Source organism: Vibrio sp. RW (assembly GCF_027587105.1).
GTDB lineage: Bacteria > Pseudomonadota > Gammaproteobacteria > Enterobacterales > Vibrionaceae > Vibrio > Vibrio toranzoniae.
This window is the reverse complement of record NZ_JAPPTM010000003.1, coordinates 1-17,759: the sequence shown is the minus strand read 5'-3', so window position 1 is coordinate 17,759 and position 17,759 is coordinate 1. Positions and strand designations below refer to the sequence as shown.

Here is a 17,759-nt window from a genome sequence, read left to right as displayed (position 1 = left end):
ATAAAGTAGGGTTATTCTATGCTACCTTGCACGCAAAATAAGAAATGATTACTCATTCACCAATAAAGAATTAAGCCCTAAAAAGGAAATAATAATGAAAAAAACAGTATGTGGTATTGCGGTTATTGCGGCTCTTTTGTCAACGAATGTTCTTGCTCATAAAGAAGGTGATTTCATCATCCGTGCTGGTGCAGCAACAGTATCTCCAAATGACAGCAGTGGCGCTGTTCTTGACAATTCAGACCTAGAGTTTTCAGTTGATTCAGATACTCAGCTTGGTTTAACTTTCGGCTACATGTTTACTGATAACCTTAGTTTTGAAGTATTAGCAGCGAGTCCATTCTCACACAATATCTCCGTCAATGGTTTAGGTAAAGTTGCCGACACTAAACAGCTACCGCCAATGTTTATGGTTCAATACTACTTCGGTGAAGCGAACAGTGATTTTCGCCCTTACGTAGGTGCAGGTATCAACTACACTGTATTTTTTGATGAAAGTTTGAATAGTACGGGTAAAAGTGCAGGCTTGAGTGACCTATCTCTTGATGATTCTTGGGGCTTAGCGGCTAACATCGGCATTGATTACATGATCAATGAAGATTGGTTTCTAAACGCATCGGTTTGGTATGCAGATATTGGTACAACCGCTAAGTACAAGCAAACAGTCGGTGGAATTACCACACAATACTCCACAGATGTTGATATCGACCCATGGGCATTCATGATTGGCGGTGGTTACAACTTTTAATTAACCTTTGTTAGATGATTCAGAGCGCTCAAGCACCAGCCAGCTTGGGCGTTTTTTTTGCATCCTTGTTAATGAAATTCTTACTTCAACTTACTGTTGTTATGGATAAAAGACACCGATTGTCGTCACCTATTGTTAATAAAAGAGAAAGATAAGTGTCATAACAGCCCTCTATGATCTCGATTCAAATCATGGAGGATATATGAATCGTAAATTTAATAAGCTGACATTATTACTGCCTATCGCGGTAAGTTCTGCTCTAGTAGGGTGTTCTCAATCAACGTCAACATCACCAACGACTGCTACGCCATCTCCAGCGTCAGCTGATGCTTTTAGCTTTCAGTGCCAATCAACTCAGCAACCAAGCGCTTCCAATGCTGAGGTCACCGGAATCAGTCTAGTTGGCCGTTCAATTACCGACGCCCCGTTTGATACTTCAGCAGCCGAAATCGTCAGCTACGATTCATGTACCGACAAGCTTTATGTGGTGAACGCTCAAGCTCAGAAAGTTGATGTTTTATCAATGAACTCGGCTAGCGAACCAACATCTGAGGGCTATATTGATCTTCAATCAGCAGCTGCGGCTTCTGGCATTAATATCGGTGCTGCAAATAGTGTATCGACTCATCAAGGCTTAGTTGTGGTCGCAATTGAAAACGCCGACAAGCAACAAAACGGCATCATTGCACTTTATCGTTCAGACACGTTAGAGCTGATCACTACTTATACGGCTGGTGCATTACCGGACATGGTGAGCTTTTCTAAGGACGGTCGTTACATTGCATCTGCAAACGAAGGTGAGCCGAATGCGGATTACAGCATTGATCCTGAAGGCTCAGTGACACTGGTTGATTTAACCAACGGTCCTTTGCAAGCGAAAGTGACTCAAATTGATTTCAAGGCATTCAACCTAGGTCAGCCACGCCACGCAGAATTGACCGAAAAGGTTCGAATCTCAACTCCGAATGCAACCGTTGCCCAAGATCTAGAGCCGGAATACCTAACGTTTGCTGATAACGGAAAACTCTATGTAGCCCTGCAAGAGAACAATGCATTAGCAGCGATTGACGTGGTGAGTGCACAAGTGGATGCGATTCTGGGATTAGGTGGAAAGCCTTGGGATACTGCTCAGTTGGATGCGTCAAATAAAGACAAAAACATAGGTAACCTACAAAGCTACGCAATGTTAGAAGGTCTCTACATGCCAGATAGCATCACTAGCTACAGTGTTGAGGGCAACACCTACATCGTGACTGCGAACGAAGGTGATGGTCGTGAATATGGCATCAAGACCACGCAAAAAATGTGTGATGAGAAAGGTTTTGAGTGGGACGGTGACGATTATCAAGGCACCGAAAACTACACCACAGAAAAAGACTTTTGTATCGCTTATGTCGATGAAGTGCGTGGCAAGAAGCTAGACGTTGACGCGAGCCACCCATTGGCTGGGGCACTCAAAGACAATAAGCAACTTGCTCGTCTTAAAGTGATTAAGCCACAAGGAACACTTGCTGCTGACCAAAAGGTTCAAGCATTCGGTAGCCGTTCTTTCTCTATTTGGGATGAGTCTGGCGAGTTAGTGTTTGATAGCGGTGATGACTTTGCTCGAATCGTTCTTGATCAAGATCCTGCAAACTTCAACAGCACCAATGATAACAACCAAAGTGGTGACGATCGCAGTGATGATAAAGGCGTAGAACCTGAAGCTATCGAAGTGGCTGAGATCAACGGCAAGCACTATGCCTTTATTGGACTTGAGCGCCAAGGTGGCATCATGGTTTACGACGTAACGCAGCCTAAGAGTGCAAGTTTCATCAGCTATCTAAATAACCGCGATTTTACTCAGCCTGTGTGTACTAAAGTTGATGAAGACGGTGATTGCGACAACGATACTTACAACTCGAAAGCGGGTGACCTAGGCCCAGAGTCAATCAAGTATTTTACTCGCTCTGGTAACCACTTTATTGCGATTGGCAACGAAGTAAGTGGTAGCACATCAGTTTATCGCGTTGAGTTTTAACCTCGCTTATTGCTAGTAATTAAATTGAAGCAAAACAAAAGCGCCACTACTGGGTAAGTAGTGGCGCTTTTTAGTTTATTGATGGCTTGCTGAAACTAAAATAAACGATAGTAAGTTGTAGGGTTTAGTCGCCGAACAACAATCAGAGAAGAGCAAACGTTTTGATGGAAAAATTTCATACCTTCATTTTGGGAAGGTTTAACATAGTAACGTCTCTTCAGCCATACTCGCTTACTGGTATCAAAAGTTCCTCTAGCGCTTATATAGAAAGCTTGCTTTTTCTGCTGCGTAATAAATATGTTTGTCAAACGACATCTATTCAATGACACACTTTTAAAGAAGTAGGTAAACGTCGATTTCAACTGTTTCCCCATCAGTTAAATGGGGGGAGATTAAGTTAATTCATCATAGGTAAGTTCACGATTGCAAAGAGTGCCGTGATATACGACAGACGTGTTGATAAAAATAGGCACCCTATAGATTTAGCGCTTACGGTTGTTGAATTAACAGTAATATATTCGGGCAACAAATGTACTCCGAAGTCATCTCACCATTTTGTAAATGACCTTTCTAATTTATAAAATAATCATTTGTCGGGCTAAGTGTTGCTGTTTCATATCTCAGTTTAATAACTAGATGATAAGTGTTTGTTGCTCAGGTGTTAATAAAGATTAATGTGGTCTGACCAAGTGGTGGTTAATTTTACACCTTTTTTGGGGAGCTTAAATTTATCGAAGTGCTGTAGCGTTGTTGAATTTAAGGTCTGAAACCGTTTAATAACTAAGGAAAGTTAAACTATGACAACTTACTGTACGCCGTTAGAACAGTTGAAAGCTAATGTTAAAAAGCACCCTGACAAAGTGTGGCTTCATCAACCTGTTGATCGTAAGTGGCATACTTATACATGGTGTGAGGCAGATATCGCGGCACGGAAAGTCGCAAAAGGTTTAGTTGACAATGGACTAGTCGAGGGGGACAAAGTCTCCATCATCGCTAAAAATTCGGCTGAGTGGTACATATGTGACTTAGCAATAATGATGGCTGGTCTGGTTAGTGTCCCGATTTACCCAACAGCAAGTTCAGACAACATAAAGTACGTGTTGGAACATAGTGGCGCTAAAGCGATGTTTATTGGCAAGCTTGATGATTCCAAAGAGCTCAGCAAAGCTTTACCTGATTCATTAATTACCATAGCAATGCCTAGTGCTAAAGTTGATTGCAAGCTTGATTGGCGTGCTTGGTTGCCGATGTTAACGCCACTTGAAAATATTAACATCCCCAGCCTTAACGATACGTTTTCGATTATCTACACCTCTGGTAGCACTGGTTTGGCAAAGGGAGTTGAACTTAGTTATTTAAACGTTGCGTCGTCAGCAACATCTGGCAGTGAGATATTTTTTCAAACGGGGGAAACTCGCGTTATGTCTTATCTGCCATTAGCTCATATCACTGAGCGTTGTGTGGTTGAACTTCCATCGATTTATAATCCAGCTGAAGTGTTTTTTACTGAATCAATTGATACCTTCATTGAAGATGTTAAATATGCTCGCCCAACTGCTTTCCTCTCAGTACCAAGACTATGGACTAAGTTCCAGTCTAAAATCTTGGCGAAGATGCCAAATAATCGTTTACAGCTACTACTAAAAATCCCGATTATTGGCCAAATTGTTGCGCGTAAAATACGTGAAAATCTAGGACTTCAAGACACGGTTTTATTTGGGTCTGGTAGTGCACCTATTTCCCCAGAAGTGCTTCTGTGGTTCCATAAGATCGGTATTAGGATCGGTGAAGGTTGGGGGATGACAGAAACGTCAGGCCTATCGTGTAGCAATGTCCCTTTTGATTTCGAGCACCTTGGAACAATTGGAACGCCTCAACCGTGTGTCGAAATGAAATTATCTGAAGAAGGTGAAGTTCTGATCAAAGGGGATGCTGTCTTCTCGGGATATTACGCAAATGAAGAAGCCACCAAAGCCGCTTTTGAAGAGGGTTGGTTTAAGACGGGTGATAAAGCCGAGCTTAATGCTAATGGCTCGTGGCGAATTATTGGACGAGTAAAAGAACAGTTTAAGACGAGTAAAGGAAAATACGTTTCACCTGTACCCATTGAAAGCAGCTTAGGCAGGAATCCAGATATTGAACAAGTGTGTGTTATGGGAATTGGTAGAAAACAACCGATTGCATTAATTGTTTTAGGCGAAGGCACACCTAGTACCGCTGCGCATGTACGAAAAGAACTTAAAGCTACTTTAAGGAAAGTAAACAGAGAATTAGAAGCTCATGAGCGGCTAGATCACCTGATTTTAGTTGAGCTGCCCTGGAGTATTGAAAATGGCTTGCTAACGCCTACATTAAAGCTCAAAAGAGATAAAATTGAAGAGCGTTATAAACACTTACTTAACTTGAATTTACCTTATGAGGTCATCATTGAAAGTAAATTAACAGAGAAAGATAAGTCTTCTAACACTGCTTACTCTAAACGAGTGTCTGCAAGCGCATAAATAATCTAAATTAGACGGAACTAACAATGTCACAGCTATTAAGAAGGACAGACAACTTATCTAAGTTGTCTGTGAATAAGCACAACTATGCATTTATTTTTTTACACGTTATCTAAAATAACTTACATTCCTCTCAACAATACATTTCCTGTTGAAAAAATTGCCTCGATTATTCGTACGAGCGGATGCAGTACTTTATTAGTCGATGAAGAAAGCATTGACTTACTAGAGTCTCTATTACCTTTGTGTGATAGGAAGCTGAAAATTATTCGTTCATCTAGATAGACATAGTCAGTTTTTCGATTAGTCCCAATTGGAAAGCCTTTTGGCCAAAACCGCTGCGTTATTTTGAATGATGAGCTGCTCCCTGCCGAGTTTGGTGAAGTGGGGCAACTTTATTTGACTGGCCCTCAGGTTGTAGACAGATAGTGATAAAACAAACCAAGTTTTTATAGAATGGTCACCATGGAATGATAGCGTTGTTCAACGGCTTTATAAGACCGGAGATTTGGCGAGCTATGACTCTAGTGGCGTCATGTACTTCCATGGACGTGTCGATCATCAAGTCAAGCTCAGAGGCTATCGCATAGAGATACAAGAAATTGAATCATTGATTCGTCGTTTTACTGCTTCAGATAGGATCGTAGTCGTTCCGTACCCTTATGGAGAAAAGGTGTGTACTGGTTTAACTTTGTGTCATAACGATTTTGGCTTTAGTGCAGAGGATCTAGTTGAACGTTGTCGTTCGTCGCTACCTACATATATGGTGCCCGATACCATCGTTTTTTTAGATAAGATTCCTACAAACAGTAGTGGAAAGTTAGATCGTAGAGCCATTATGGAGCTGTTGAAAGCCAATGAATAAAGTTTTTAACGCTACTCAATCATGTATTCTTTGTCAGATTAATCGTGATCAATCTGCTCATTTCCTCATTGCGAAGTCTAACAGTTTGAGAGCTGTACTTGACATACATCCGATAACGGAAGGTCACGTACTTATTCTCAGTAGAAGTCACGTTTCTCATCTTGAAGAGCTAAATGATGATGAATACAAGGAGTTGTTCTTGTTCGCTAAGAAGTTGGGGCTGAGAGCTATCGAGGCATTTGATGATGTCAATGATTATACATTGGTGGTAAACAATGGAACATATTCAGGACAGCATATTCCTCATGCTCATATTCACTTAATTCCACGACGGAAATGGGACAACATTAATTTTTACTGGCGATTACTTACAAGGTTTATTAACCCGACCGTTTCAAAGAGGCGCTTGCTAAAAGTGTCTCAAAAACTGAAAAGTCATTTTTGAAGTCGACGACTGTTTGTATCAAGCGAAACGCAATGGTAGAGACAGGGTAGAGAGCAGTTCTGATAGAGATACAAAAACGTGTTTTCAGCGAACAAGCAGCAAATAAAGAAGGGACCTGCAATCTATTTCTAGTTACAGGTCCCTTCTTTATTCAATGTCAATTATGACGTGATGTTTGTTATTGCGTAAAGCCTATGGCTGTTGCTTAGTTGGCGCTAGAGCAATTTCACGGATACAAACGTTCTGTGGTTGCTGGTAAGCGAATGATACCGCGCGAGCAATATCGTCAGCTGCCAGTACGCCGCCCATGTCTTCTTTCCAAGAATCGTAACCGTCTTTGATCTCTTGAGAGGTAGTGTGCGACAGAAGCTCAGTCTCTACAGCACCTGGTGCGATAGTGGTAACACGAACATTTGAAGCCGCAACTTCTTCACGAACGTTCACATCGAACATTGTCTTCCACTCTTGTGCGTCTTGAGTATCGATTGACCAAGAAGCATTGCGCCAGCGTTGTTGATAAGCGCATCTACAGGGTCAAATTTCTCTTCACCTTGTGCGAGTGTTGGTACAAGGCGCGAAGTCGGGCAACGGGATTATTCGCGTACCAACCATCTATTGCTTACAAGAACTGAACGACGGGCAACTGTTGCAAGTGTTTGAAGAATGGGTGGTGCCTAAGGTCGACTTTTCAGCGATCTACCATCGAGACCGCTATCAACCAAGCCGGATTCGAACCTTCATTGATTTTGTAAAAGGTCGCTTTGAGCAAATGCCAGTGAGCTAATTGTGTTTGCCGCAACTCATTAAGCCTAGATTTTAATATGTGTTGGGGCTTTATTGGCAACTAGCTAAGAGGTAGCCTCATCGGTCTGTATTCGCATAGAATAGAAGCGAGAAAGATAATAAGAATAATTAAAACGATAACAAGAGTAAGGTCGTCATTATGTTCAACATGGACTTTTCAAAAAAGCTGGTTATTGAAACCGAATCATTAGATTGGATTGCAAGCCCTGCCAAAGGGGTATGGCGCAAGCCGCTTGAAAGAGAAGATAAAGAATCAGGTCACACGACCAGCGTGGTGAAGTACGATCCTGAATCTTCGTTTTCTGAGCACCCACACCCACAAGGCGAAGAGATCTTCGTATTAGAGGGTATCTTTTCTGATGAAACCGGAGATTTCCCAGCGGGCACTTATATCCGTAATCCGCCGGGTAGTGCGCACTCCCCATCGAGTAAAGACGGCTGCACGATCTTGGTTAAGCTTAATCAGTTTGATGCGAGAGACTTAACTCAGATCCGTATTAATACGTTAGAAACTGAATGGCTTCCGGGCATTGGTGGCTTACAAGTCATGCCACTGCATGAGTTTGAGCACGAACATGTCGCGTTAGTGAAGTGGCCTGTCGGCGAGTGTTTTCAGCCACATCGTCACTTTGGTGGTGAAGAGATCTTTGTGTTGTCGGGCACTTTTAAAGATGAATATGGTGAGTATCCAAAACACACATGGATGCGCAGTCCGCATATGAGCGAGCATTTCCCTTATGTGGAAGAAGAAACCGTCATCCTAGTGAAAACAGGTCACCTGCCATTGGATTAAAGGAATGCTCAATATAAAGATGAGAAAGCCGCACTGTTTTGAACAAGCGGCTTTTTTTAGTTTTTATATATGAGTTGACTAGTAAGCGACACCAATACGCTGACGTGGGAACTTGCCAGCTTCGAGCTCATCAATCATCGCGATAGCGTAATCGCTCACTGAAATTTTGCTGTTGCCATCTTCGTCGGTGAGTAGTTGGTCGCCACCTGTACGGTAGGTCGATAGTTTCTCACCCGGGAATATTTCTGCTGCAGGGCTAACAAACGTCCAGTTTACTTCGCTGTTCGATTGCTTGAACACTTCAAGAGCTTCGCCTTGTGCTAGCGCTTCATTTTTGTAATCCGCAGGGAAGTCCGGAACGGTCACTAGCGGTACGTTTGGCGCCACTTCTAATGAGCCGGCACCGCCAACCCAAAGTAAGCGCTCGATACCGATGCTCGGTAATGTTGCCAGCAATTTAGTCGCAGTGTTTTTTACGATGTCGTGATTACCCAGAGCACGTCCGCCAATCGAAGTAATTACTGCATCAACGCCGGCTAGTGCGTTTGCTAGATTTGCAGTTTCGTCTTGTAAATCAAATGAACGAACTTCAATGTCATTGTTTTCTACGCGGCTTGCATCTCTTACAACTGCAACTACGTCGTGACCACGAGATTGAGCCTCTTGAGCGATGTGACTACCAATCCAACCTGATGCGCCTAATACTGCAATTTTCATAATGTCTCTCCAATTATCTAATTTATTGAGTCGTTTTCTCGACAGCCATTGCAGTCTAATAGCTCACTAGATTGCGATAAATATCGCAAAATGATGTAGATTGTATCTATATATTGATCTAATAAGATTCGATTAGCAGCTAAACAGTTCAAGGAGAGCGTGATGGATAGGTTGACGGCAATGCGTAGCTTTGTCGAAGTTGCGAATTGTGCCAGCTTCACTCAAGCAGCTGAGCATTTGGATATGAGTCGGTTGCAGGTTTCGCGTCATGTTCAAGAGATAGAAGGGTGGTTGAAGCAGAGGCTATTACATAGGACGACTCGAAAGGTGAGCTTAACGGCGGCAGGGGAAATCGCCTTACAGCGCTGCGAGAAAATCCTCCATGAAACCGCTGAGCTAGAAGTTACTTCACTCAATCAAACCGATGATCTTTCAGGAACCATTCGAATTGCTGCACCCATTGGTTTGACTCAATACATGCTGCTGGATGTGGTTGAACAGTTCACTGAGCGCCACCCTAATATCACGGTCGAATTGTTTGCTTCAGACCGTTTTACTCAGCTGGTGGATGAAAGGATAGATATTGCACTTCGCTATACGGACCAACCTGACGATAGTTTGATTGCACGAAAGCTAATGGTAATTGATTCAGTGGTGTGCGCCTCGCAAGCCTACTTGGACCAACATGGTGAACCTGAAACGGTCGAAGCGCTTCGACAACACAATTGCTTTCGTCATCTGAATGTCTCGAAGTGGGATTTCGTTAAGGATAATCAGCACTATTCGGTTGAGGTGTCTGGCACCATCAAGGCCAACGATGTTGGAGTGCTAACTCGTGCGGCACAGCACGGGAAAGGGGTAGTTCGTTTACCTTGTGACTTAGCCAACCCACTGATTGCGAATGGCAAACTGATACGCATATTGGGTGATTTTGTTTCACCCAGCAGCGTTCTTTGGGCGGTGTATCTATCTCGCAGCTATCAGCTTCCAATTGTTCGTCAGTTTATTGATTTTGCGGCAGAAGCTTGGGTTAGCGATATTAAGTCTGGGGATGCTTGAAACTTCATAGGCAATGATACATAGCGATAGAAATTTAAACGCCTATAAATACAAAAATCCGATATCAATGGTGATATCGGATTTGAACTCAATAATTCAGAGTTCCAGCACGCTCTCCTCTCACGAAGTCTTTACATGTAATGATGTACGGATAATCGAGTATTTATCACCTTTTCATTGATGTCTGGTAAAGGCTGATACAAGCTTCTCGTAATGTCAGATAATACTTGGTCGTAGACTTGCGACACGACGCTAGAGATATCACTGGTTAATTCGTACATGCTATCTGCCGGTTGGGTCGCTTCGTTACTTGACGCGATCTCTGTAAGTGCATGCATCGCTCGTGTACAAACTGGTGACCCACTACTAATCGGGCAGATAATCGATAATTGGTTGAGTTTTCTGTGTGTCTGAGAGGCGTAGAATTTGAATCTTAAATACTCCTCAGGCTTCTCCATATCTGGGATACACATTCTGAGCTTGGTCAGGATCTCCATGCAATCCAAGATCTGTTGCCAATTCATGTGGTACTCACGGCTCATGTCTTCTCGTTCAGATTGAATCAGCCAGATGATCATCACTTCATCCATCAAGAACATGCTATGGCGAATTGTTTTGCCATGAATCGATTGGTTACGCACCAAGCTACGGTTTTGCCAGTCGCTGTGCATGGCGATGAGTTTAAGGTGATAGATGCGATACATAGGGCGACTATCAAACGACACATGAGACTGAAGCAGCTCAGATACCTCAAGTATGTTGTCGTAAATCTCATTTACTTTACGAATCGAGTCGCTAGACAATTTATATGCTAGAGCGTAATGCGTTGCCGCGCGGTGTTTGCGTGATAACAACAATAACTCTCTAAGCAGAACTAAGGTTTCAAACCTGTGTGATAGCGCTGTTTGTCTCTTCCTTGAGAAATGAAACAGGGCTGCAAGTACTAATAGGGATAAACCCACTGAAATAACTACAAACATATTCAACTCCTAATATTTGTATACCTACTTAGTGGTAATGCAGACACCGTGCCAAAGTAAATAAGTGTTATATTTCATTGGGTTATGATTTTAGTCTGATTATGGATGATCAATCATGGTGCATGACTTCACCATTCGAGTGAATATTTCTCATATTTTGCAGGATTTTTTGAGAGGTTACGCTTTTCTAGTGATTAGGCTGGGAAGGTTTTGATAACTAGAGGCACTTTGGCGATCTATTTCTGGCTCGTTTCAAGCAGCAGAAATCAAAAAGGCCTCACCCCTTATATGCTTTAACTTCAAAAGCAGTAAGAGTGAGGCCTTTCAATGTTCATTTCGCAGTGTATTAGCTTAAATGCTAAGTGTTTAGCATTGAGGGCTAAACGTTATGCTAGCTTAAGATCGAACTCAGTGCGGTACATCACCATATCTTCAATGGTCAGTACTGGCATGTTGTGCAGTTTACCGAAAGCAACGATCTCTGGCGCTTTTGCCATTGTGCCGTCTGGGTTGGTTACTTCACATAGTACACCTGCTGATTGAAGACCTGCCATCTGCATCAGATCCACAGTGCCTTCTGTGTGGCCGCGGCGAGCAAGTACGCCACCTTTGCGTGCGCGCAGTGGGAATACGTGGCCAGGGCGAGCAAGGTCAGTAGGCTTAGCTGTTGGGTTTGCAGCTGTCTTGATCGTTGTTACACGGTCAGCGGCAGAAACACCGGTTGTTACGCCCACTTTTGCTTCGATAGTGACAGTAAACGCAGTTTGGTTTGCGCTGTTGTTATCTACAACCATAGGTGGAAGTTCAAGTTGGTTTGCTTGCTCGTCAGTTAGACACAGGCACACGATGCCGCTGCATTCACGGATCATAAGTGCCATTTGAGCATTGGTTAAGTGTTCTACTGAGTAGATGATGTCGCCTTCGTTCTCGCGATCTTCATCGTCAAGTAAAAGTACGCCACGACCTTCGCGTAGGGCTTGCAGTGCGTTTTCAACGCGAGTGATTGGTTCGCCAAATTCGGCAAGTAGTGATGACTGATTCATGGTTAAACTCCTAAAATATCACCAGAATCAGGGCTGTATGAGGGATCTCAACCGACGAGCATAACAAAGTCAACTCATTACAAGTAGACTTATACCAATCCAAATACGATTGGTATTAGCTCATTATGGTTTATCCAAAACGAAATACACTCGTCTGAGTTGGAGGCATCAACTCAACAAATAGATGCGCCTTTCCAACTTAAACGAGTGTGTTTTCATTCTCTCTCATCCGGACTATAACCGTCGGCTCTGGCATCTCACCAGATCTGCTGACCTCGACGAATCGAGCGCTCGCGGGCTTATCTTTAGATTTTGCTAAAGACATACCGCCGGTGGGGAATTTCGCCCCGCCCTGAGAATAAAAATTAATAATTTGTTTTGCTTTGACAGCAGACCAGATGTTAATCCTTTCAATAATGGATTTAAAGGACTGGCAGCAAAGTTTTTTAGATTAAGCCTTATGAACTTGATAAGTGCTTACTTAATCGACGGAATATGACATAACTCGGTTTAACGTAGCGTTGTTATGTTTCTAATTACTCTAATCCAATTGTGAATATGAATGGCTGTCTGGCGATTATCATTGACATAAAATTGATATTGGCGATGCTAAGCTGCGATAGCATCCGGCCACCTTATCCAAAAGATCTTAGCCATGACTTCTCTGTTTTCTAACAAATCCAAAGGCTTATTACTGCTAGTTCTAAGTTTGTATTCCCTAGTACCCTTTTTGATCTTTGGATCTGATTTCGACCTTGGAAGTGCGGTTTTGCCTTTCTATGGTGCCTTCATGACGTTCGTGACGTATTCAGCAGGTAATCAAGGATTCTTGGTAACGCTCGCTGTTTTGTCTTTAGTTTTGCTCATGATGAAATTTTCCAAAGCTAAGCTAGTCAGCCTTTATCTGCAGTTAGGCATTTTATTGGTGCTTAGCTTTGCAGCGAAGACTTTCTTAAAGCATTCAACAGAGAGCCCGCGTCCTTATTCTGAGTATTTGGTTACACAGGAAGTGGTTGAAATGCCAGAGCTGTTTTATGAGTTACCATCGGCAGAAAAAAACGCGGCAATAGAGTCTGTGCAAGATAGGGTCAGCGAGTGGCGAGCACGTCATTGGCTTGGCGAAACAGACTATTCTTTTCCGTCTGGACACATGATTTTCGTTGGTGTGTGTTTAGCGTTCTTTGGTGGTTTGTTCTTGGAAGCGAAGCGTTTTTACCTAGTGGGTGGTTTGCTGGTTTGGGCTGGTGGCGTTGCTTATAGTCGTGTTTGGCTTGGTATGCATCGTCCTGAAGACTTGGTTGCATCTATCGCTTTTGCGGGTTTAATCTACCTATTGGTGCCATTGGTACCAACGCAAAAAATAGAACCTCTATTGCCCAAGTTCCTTAGAACGGCCTAAGTTTTTAAGAGCGACTTAAGCTTTTAAGATCCGCTCAAATTTCTAGGATCTTCCTGAATTTTAAAGCGCTAACATAGTGTTAAATAACCGATTACAAGCAGGCGGTCTCTTTATTGATTGAGACCGAGTTCTGCTTGTTTCTTTTTGGTTAGGCCTAAAGAGACCATTCGGTGTGATTCTGTGAGGTAGTATCTCAGCTCCTCATCTCTTTCTGGTGTGCTTTCAAACAACTGAATCCATTTCATACCACGCGAAGCAAAGTAGGGCGCAGGTTTATAACCGGGCTCTTCTTTCAAAAAGTCGAAGTTTTGGTCGGACGTTTTGAAGATAAATGCAGGCTCGTCGTTCGGGCCCCAACCTCCAATCGCAAACACCTTACCTCCCACTTTCCAAACGTGAGAGTTATTCCACTGCATCACATAGCTGGTGGCAGCTTTTGATTCACAAAATGCATTGAACTCGTCGTATGTCATAGAGCGTCCTTTTAATCGTTCGGTATTGGATCTGTGTGTTTGTTTCTTTGTCGATGTTTCTGCTTCGAGCTAGCCAGCTAAGCCTTGCCAAATGGCAGTAAAGCCGCTGATAGAACATAGCAATAAAGAACCGATACGTATCTTCTCTTTAGGAATGCTTTGCGTGGTCATTAACGCCACTTTATAACCCAACCAAGCCGCAGGAAGCAACGGGATTGTGATGATCAAATGGTGCATCGTGAAGAAGCCAATTGGGATCTGTACCAGCAATGAAATGATAGAACTAAACACGAAAAATGCAGAAAGGTTACCACGAAGTTGATTGGCATCTTGGTGTTGAAGTAGCAACGCCATTGGTGGACCACCAATGCCTGAGCTAGTGCCAAAGAATCCAGAGAAGAATCCAGCAATGCCCATCTTGGCAGGGGTCGGCTCTAATCTAAACGGCAGTAAGCTGACAATTACCGCAAATACTACCAATAAGCCTAACCACAGAGACAGAACACTCGTTGAAACCATTACCAACAAAGCACCGCCAGCTATAGAGCCCGGAATACGACCAAGCAGTGCTATTTTTAATCCGCCAATAGAAATGTTTGCTCGGTGCTTAAACGCATTGAATATAGAAATGAACAGGCCGACGAGACAGATAGGCGCGGGTACATAGTCAGGCGAAACCAAAAACAACAACGGGGCAGCCACAATAGCTAAGCCAAAGCCGATTGCTGTTTGTACAAACGAGCCGACAAAAATGAGTGCCATCGCAATAAGGGCGGTCTGAGCTAGGTATTCCATAAGCCTGCGGATTAGTTTTAAAGAAGTGAGCGGATACTATAAAGTAAAATAGCAGGAATAGTCTTATTATTCAGTGAAGTTTATGTGTGAATTTATGCTTTGTTAGCGTTGATATAAACATGACTAATAAGTAGAGAAACTTGAAGGTCGTTTGTTAAACGATTGAACCTTGTAACTTAGAATGAATACATAGATTTTTCAATGTAACTTATTGCTTTATTTGAGTGTTTAACAATGATGTAAAAACTAATATACAAAGTAATCATTAAGTAACATTGGTCTCTAACTCGACTTATCTGTTAAATATCGTAAATTTGGACGCAAATCGTTTCAACATGACTGAAACGCGATGTTAAAAGATTCAGGGAGAGTCATCATATGGATAAAGATCACAACCTTCGCGAAAACTTACTGGCACTGATCTTAGGTAGTGCACTGGTTTCACTCGGCGTTATATTTTTCAACCAAGTCGGTTTGCTCACTGGAGGCACGGCTGGTCTAGCTATCTTCATTACCAAAGTAACAGACCTAAGTTTTGGTCAAGTGTTCTTCGCGCTTAACTTACCTTTTTATATTTTGTCGGTTGCTCGTATGGGCTGGCGTTTCACCATCAGTACCTTTATTGCCGTTTCGATTGTTTCGTTCGCGGTGGATTACTTGTACCACGTGATTCAGATTGCTGAGATTCATGCATTGTATGCAGCATTATTAGGAGGTGGTTTAATTGGTACCGGCATGTTGGTGATCTTTCGTCATAAGATGAGCTTAGGTGGTTTCAACATTCTGGCGTTATTCTTACAAGAACGTTTTGGGATTCGTGCGGGCAAAGTTCAGATGGCACTAGATTGCACGATTGTCGTACTCTCATTGTTTATCGTTGATGTGTCACTGGTACTACTATCTGTACTGGGGGCGATAGTCACTAACTTGATCCTGGCGATGAACCATAAACCAGGGCGCTATCAACCGGTGGTGAAAGCGGAAGCAGCGTAGCAGTTATCCAAAGCAAAGTGATTTTCAGATTATGAAATGTTGTCTTAGGTCAACGTACTTGAAAGTCGTGTTGGACTTTATTACAGCACCGCCAGAAGAGTATTGGGTTGAAGGGATGACAGTTGAAGCTCGTTTTTAGTGCGGATGTTAGCTGAACAAAGGAGTAAATGGAGCGATGATCGCTCCATTTTTATTTCAACGGCTATTGGGTTGAATCAGAAGTCTCTCACATCAAGCTCATTGTTGATCAACACAACACACTGAGAAGCAAACAGCATGTTTGGACCTAAGCTGATTTTCTCAGTCCCTAAACGCTTCAAGCTGTTATAGCTTTTCTTCGGCATAGGGATATGGTCAGTCAGAAGAAAACATGGGTTTTCAGCAATATTCGCATCACGGATAAAATCGCCTTTTTTATCCATCATGTACAGCTGGTGGTCTTCAGCTAGCTCTTTAACCAGCTTTTCAAAACTCATAGTACGAACTGTGATGCCCGGTTCAACCTGACGTGTCTGTTCTTTTGTCATACCTTGAGAAGCGTCAACTGCTCTTACTACCGCTGATAATAATGCAGACTCGTGGAAGCCACCAATGTTGGTGATCTCGTTTGAATTGAATGTAATCGTACGTGAAAAGTCTTTAGTACTTTCTAATACCAGGTGCACGGTGACATTCTCACGGTGAGATTGAGCAACGAAGATCGTGTTCATCAAAGTATGAGCCAGAATCTCAGTATGAGCATCTTGTCCAACGCCTTCTAAGATAAGTTTGCTCTCTGTAGGGGCTGCGCGAGCGCGTAATACAAATGAACGCATGGAATGTACCTTGTCAGTATGTGATAAAGCGAAACGGACTTTATCAATATGAATTGATGAATAACCAAAATTGTGGCGGTATGTAACTCTTTTCTATTAATGAAGTCAAATAGAGTTATGCATAGCGTCAACCAGAAGAACTCTGCGTATTAAATAGAGAATGACCACATTACAAGATGGTAAGGGTTGAAGCGACCCAATGTTTACGTAGATAGTATGCGCAAATTATTTAAGGAAGTAGTCGATGAAGTTACAGAAGATCAATAAAGAAGAATATAGAAAGAAGATGAACCTGCTGTTGGTTTCGTTGGTTGGATCACTCGCTGTGTTCGCCGTTGTATTCGGAACCATATTGATTGACGTATTCGGTTCAGGACAATCAATCGCTGGCGAATCGACAGGTAATTTTCACTTGAACGTATTAGGTGTGATCTTATCCGTCGCATTGAATGCATTTATCGCGAGCCGTGTAAAAGGGCACGATTACTTTAAAGAAGCACTTTATGTATGGAACCTTAAACAAATCCACAATCAAATCTATCGTAAGCTCAAGCGTATTCAACCCAAAGCTGAACAAGGCGACCGAGACGCGCTGACCATTCTTTACTTCTATTACACCACACAAAAACAGGTATACGACCTAGACAACAACACATTGACGATAAAAACGGTTCAGCAGTCGCTAGATAACATCGTAGAACTGAGTGATAAATGGAGTATTGAACTAGATATAGAGGCATTTTCGAAAGATCTAATCGCAAAGTTTTAAGTAATATGCCCATTATTGTATGAGATTTGAGCGATGAAAGTGGCTTTTGACGTAAAAGTAGCCACTTAAGCAAGTTTTTTAAATTTTTATCAAAAAAGGGGTTGCCATGTTTTCGATGATCTCTATAATGCCGCCTCACTGACACGGCAGACGCTACAAGGCTTCAGCAGTAATCAGTAAGACGGAAAGTTAGAAATAAATTAATTTTAAAAAGTGTTTGACACTTAAGATTAAATCGCTAGAATTCACGTCCGCTTTCAAGGGTTCCTATGTAAAAAGGAAGTTTCGATAAGCAAAGCTCTTTAACAATTTAAACCTATCAATCTGTGTGGGCACTCGTTGATGAATATCAAAACGTTATTACTTAGGTAATGACAGTTACTTCGGTAACAACATTGATTTCAATGAGCTGAGTGACCAATACAAAGTTAAGTTTACTTAATTTTGGCACAGTCAATTCATTATCATTCTGTTGGAATGATAATAGCTTTAAAATTACACTCTTTATTTTATAAAGAATAGTTTTGAAGTCAGTATTCA

16 protein-coding genes, 2 pseudogenes and 1 riboswitch are annotated in these 17,759 nt (G+C 42.3%); of the genes and pseudogenes, 11 read left to right on the top strand and 7 right to left on the bottom strand.

Going from position 1 to position 17,759, the window contains the following annotated elements:
• The first annotated feature begins 94 nt into the window (after window positions 1–94).
• From ompW to OCT63_RS03050, 5 genes are all read left to right on the top strand, one after another.
• Window positions 95–748, top strand: coding sequence for an outer membrane protein OmpW (gene ompW / locus OCT63_RS03070; RefSeq protein ID WP_017054837.1), 654 nt, complete (start codon window positions 95–97; stop codon window positions 746–748).
• Window positions 749–950: 202 nt separating this feature from the next.
• Complete coding sequence (locus OCT63_RS03065) at window positions 951–2,768, top strand: choice-of-anchor I family protein (RefSeq protein ID WP_269983169.1); 1,818 nt, start codon at window positions 951–953, stop codon at window positions 2,766–2,768.
• Between the two features lie 797 nt (window positions 2,769–3,565).
• Complete coding sequence (locus OCT63_RS03060; protein ID WP_269983168.1) at window positions 3,566–5,269, top strand: AMP-binding protein; 1,704 nt, start codon at window positions 3,566–3,568, stop codon at window positions 5,267–5,269.
• Window positions 5,270–5,804: 535 nt separating this feature from the next.
• Window positions 5,805–6,134, top strand: a complete 330-nt coding sequence (locus OCT63_RS03055; RefSeq protein ID WP_269983167.1) for an AMP-binding enzyme — start codon at window positions 5,805–5,807, stop codon at window positions 6,132–6,134.
• Window positions 6,127–6,579 carry an HIT family protein gene (locus tag OCT63_RS03050; RefSeq protein WP_269983166.1) on the top strand — a complete coding sequence of 151 codons (453 nt, stop codon included), beginning with the start codon at window positions 6,127–6,129 and terminating at the stop codon, window positions 6,577–6,579. The genes OCT63_RS03055 and OCT63_RS03050 overlap by 8 nt, the downstream gene beginning before the upstream one ends.
• A gap of 192 nt (window positions 6,580–6,771) precedes the next feature.
• Here OCT63_RS03050 and OCT63_RS03045 read toward each other — a convergent pair.
• A pseudogene (locus OCT63_RS03045) lies at window positions 6,772–7,139 on the bottom strand (SDR family oxidoreductase); the annotation flags it as partial.
• On the opposite strand from OCT63_RS03045, the pseudogene OCT63_RS03040 reads away from it, so the two are divergent.
• Window positions 7,133–7,363, top strand: a pseudogene (locus OCT63_RS03040) (LysR substrate-binding domain-containing protein); the annotation flags it as partial. The pseudogenes OCT63_RS03045 and OCT63_RS03040 sit on opposite strands and share 7 nt — an antisense overlap.
• Before the next feature lie 159 nt (window positions 7,364–7,522).
• Window positions 7,523–8,176: a cupin domain-containing protein gene (locus OCT63_RS03035; RefSeq protein WP_269983165.1), complete on the top strand. Its 654-nt coding sequence runs from the start codon at window positions 7,523–7,525 to the stop codon at window positions 8,174–8,176.
• A 78-nt stretch (window positions 8,177–8,254) separates the two neighbouring features.
• Here OCT63_RS03035 and OCT63_RS03030 read toward each other — a convergent pair whose 3' ends face one another.
• Window positions 8,255–8,893 (bottom strand): NAD(P)-dependent oxidoreductase, encoded by a 639-nt coding sequence (locus OCT63_RS03030; protein ID WP_060468944.1) that lies wholly within the window; start codon window positions 8,891–8,893, stop codon window positions 8,255–8,257.
• A gap of 162 nt (window positions 8,894–9,055) precedes the next feature.
• Here OCT63_RS03030 and OCT63_RS03025 point away from each other — a divergent pair, with 162 nt between their 5' ends.
• Entirely contained in the window at window positions 9,056–9,952 is an 897-nt protein-coding gene (locus OCT63_RS03025; protein ID WP_269983164.1) for a LysR family transcriptional regulator, read from the top strand.
• 131 nt (window positions 9,953–10,083) lie between these two features.
• On the opposite strand, the gene OCT63_RS03020 is transcribed toward OCT63_RS03025, so the two are convergent.
• Window positions 10,084–10,932, bottom strand: coding sequence for a hypothetical protein (locus OCT63_RS03020; protein WP_057623828.1), 849 nt, complete (start codon window positions 10,930–10,932; stop codon window positions 10,084–10,086).
• A gap of 386 nt (window positions 10,933–11,318) precedes the next feature.
• Window positions 11,319–11,975: a 3,4-dihydroxy-2-butanone-4-phosphate synthase gene (gene ribB / locus OCT63_RS03015; protein WP_017054827.1), complete on the bottom strand. Its 657-nt coding sequence runs from the start codon at window positions 11,973–11,975 to the stop codon at window positions 11,319–11,321.
• Window positions 11,976–12,188: 213 nt separating this feature from the next.
• A riboswitch (FMN riboswitch) is annotated at window positions 12,189–12,339 on the bottom strand.
• A gap of 291 nt (window positions 12,340–12,630) precedes the next feature.
• Here ribB and OCT63_RS03010 point away from each other — a divergent pair.
• Window positions 12,631–13,374: a phosphatase PAP2 family protein gene (locus OCT63_RS03010; protein ID WP_269983163.1), complete on the top strand. Its 744-nt coding sequence runs from the start codon at window positions 12,631–12,633 to the stop codon at window positions 13,372–13,374.
• Window positions 13,375–13,484: 110 nt separating this feature from the next.
• On the opposite strand, the gene OCT63_RS03005 is transcribed toward OCT63_RS03010, so the two are convergent.
• Window positions 13,485–13,847 carry an MmcQ/YjbR family DNA-binding protein gene (locus tag OCT63_RS03005; RefSeq protein ID WP_161672049.1) on the bottom strand — a complete coding sequence of 121 codons (363 nt, stop codon included), beginning with the start codon at window positions 13,845–13,847 and terminating at the stop codon, window positions 13,485–13,487.
• Window positions 13,848–13,916: 69 nt separating this feature from the next.
• Window positions 13,917–14,642: a sulfite exporter TauE/SafE family protein gene (locus OCT63_RS03000; protein ID WP_269983162.1), complete on the bottom strand. Its 726-nt coding sequence runs from the start codon at window positions 14,640–14,642 to the stop codon at window positions 13,917–13,919.
• 378 nt (window positions 14,643–15,020) lie between these two features.
• Here OCT63_RS03000 and OCT63_RS02995 point away from each other — a divergent pair, with 378 nt between their 5' ends.
• Window positions 15,021–15,635, top strand: coding sequence for a YitT family protein (locus OCT63_RS02995; protein WP_137008410.1), 615 nt, complete (start codon window positions 15,021–15,023; stop codon window positions 15,633–15,635).
• Window positions 15,636–15,850: 215 nt separating this feature from the next.
• Here the strand turns inward: OCT63_RS02995 and trmY are convergent, their stop codons facing one another.
• Window positions 15,851–16,450 carry a tRNA (pseudouridine(54)-N(1))-methyltransferase TrmY gene (gene trmY, locus OCT63_RS02990; protein WP_161685103.1) on the bottom strand — a complete coding sequence of 200 codons (600 nt, stop codon included), beginning with the start codon at window positions 16,448–16,450 and terminating at the stop codon, window positions 15,851–15,853.
• Window positions 16,451–16,694: 244 nt separating this feature from the next.
• On the opposite strand from trmY, the gene OCT63_RS02985 reads away from it, so the two are divergent.
• Entirely contained in the window at window positions 16,695–17,219 is a 525-nt protein-coding gene (locus tag OCT63_RS02985; protein ID WP_161685101.1) for a DUF3087 family protein, read from the top strand.
• The last annotated feature ends 540 nt before the right edge of the window (window positions 17,220–17,759 follow it).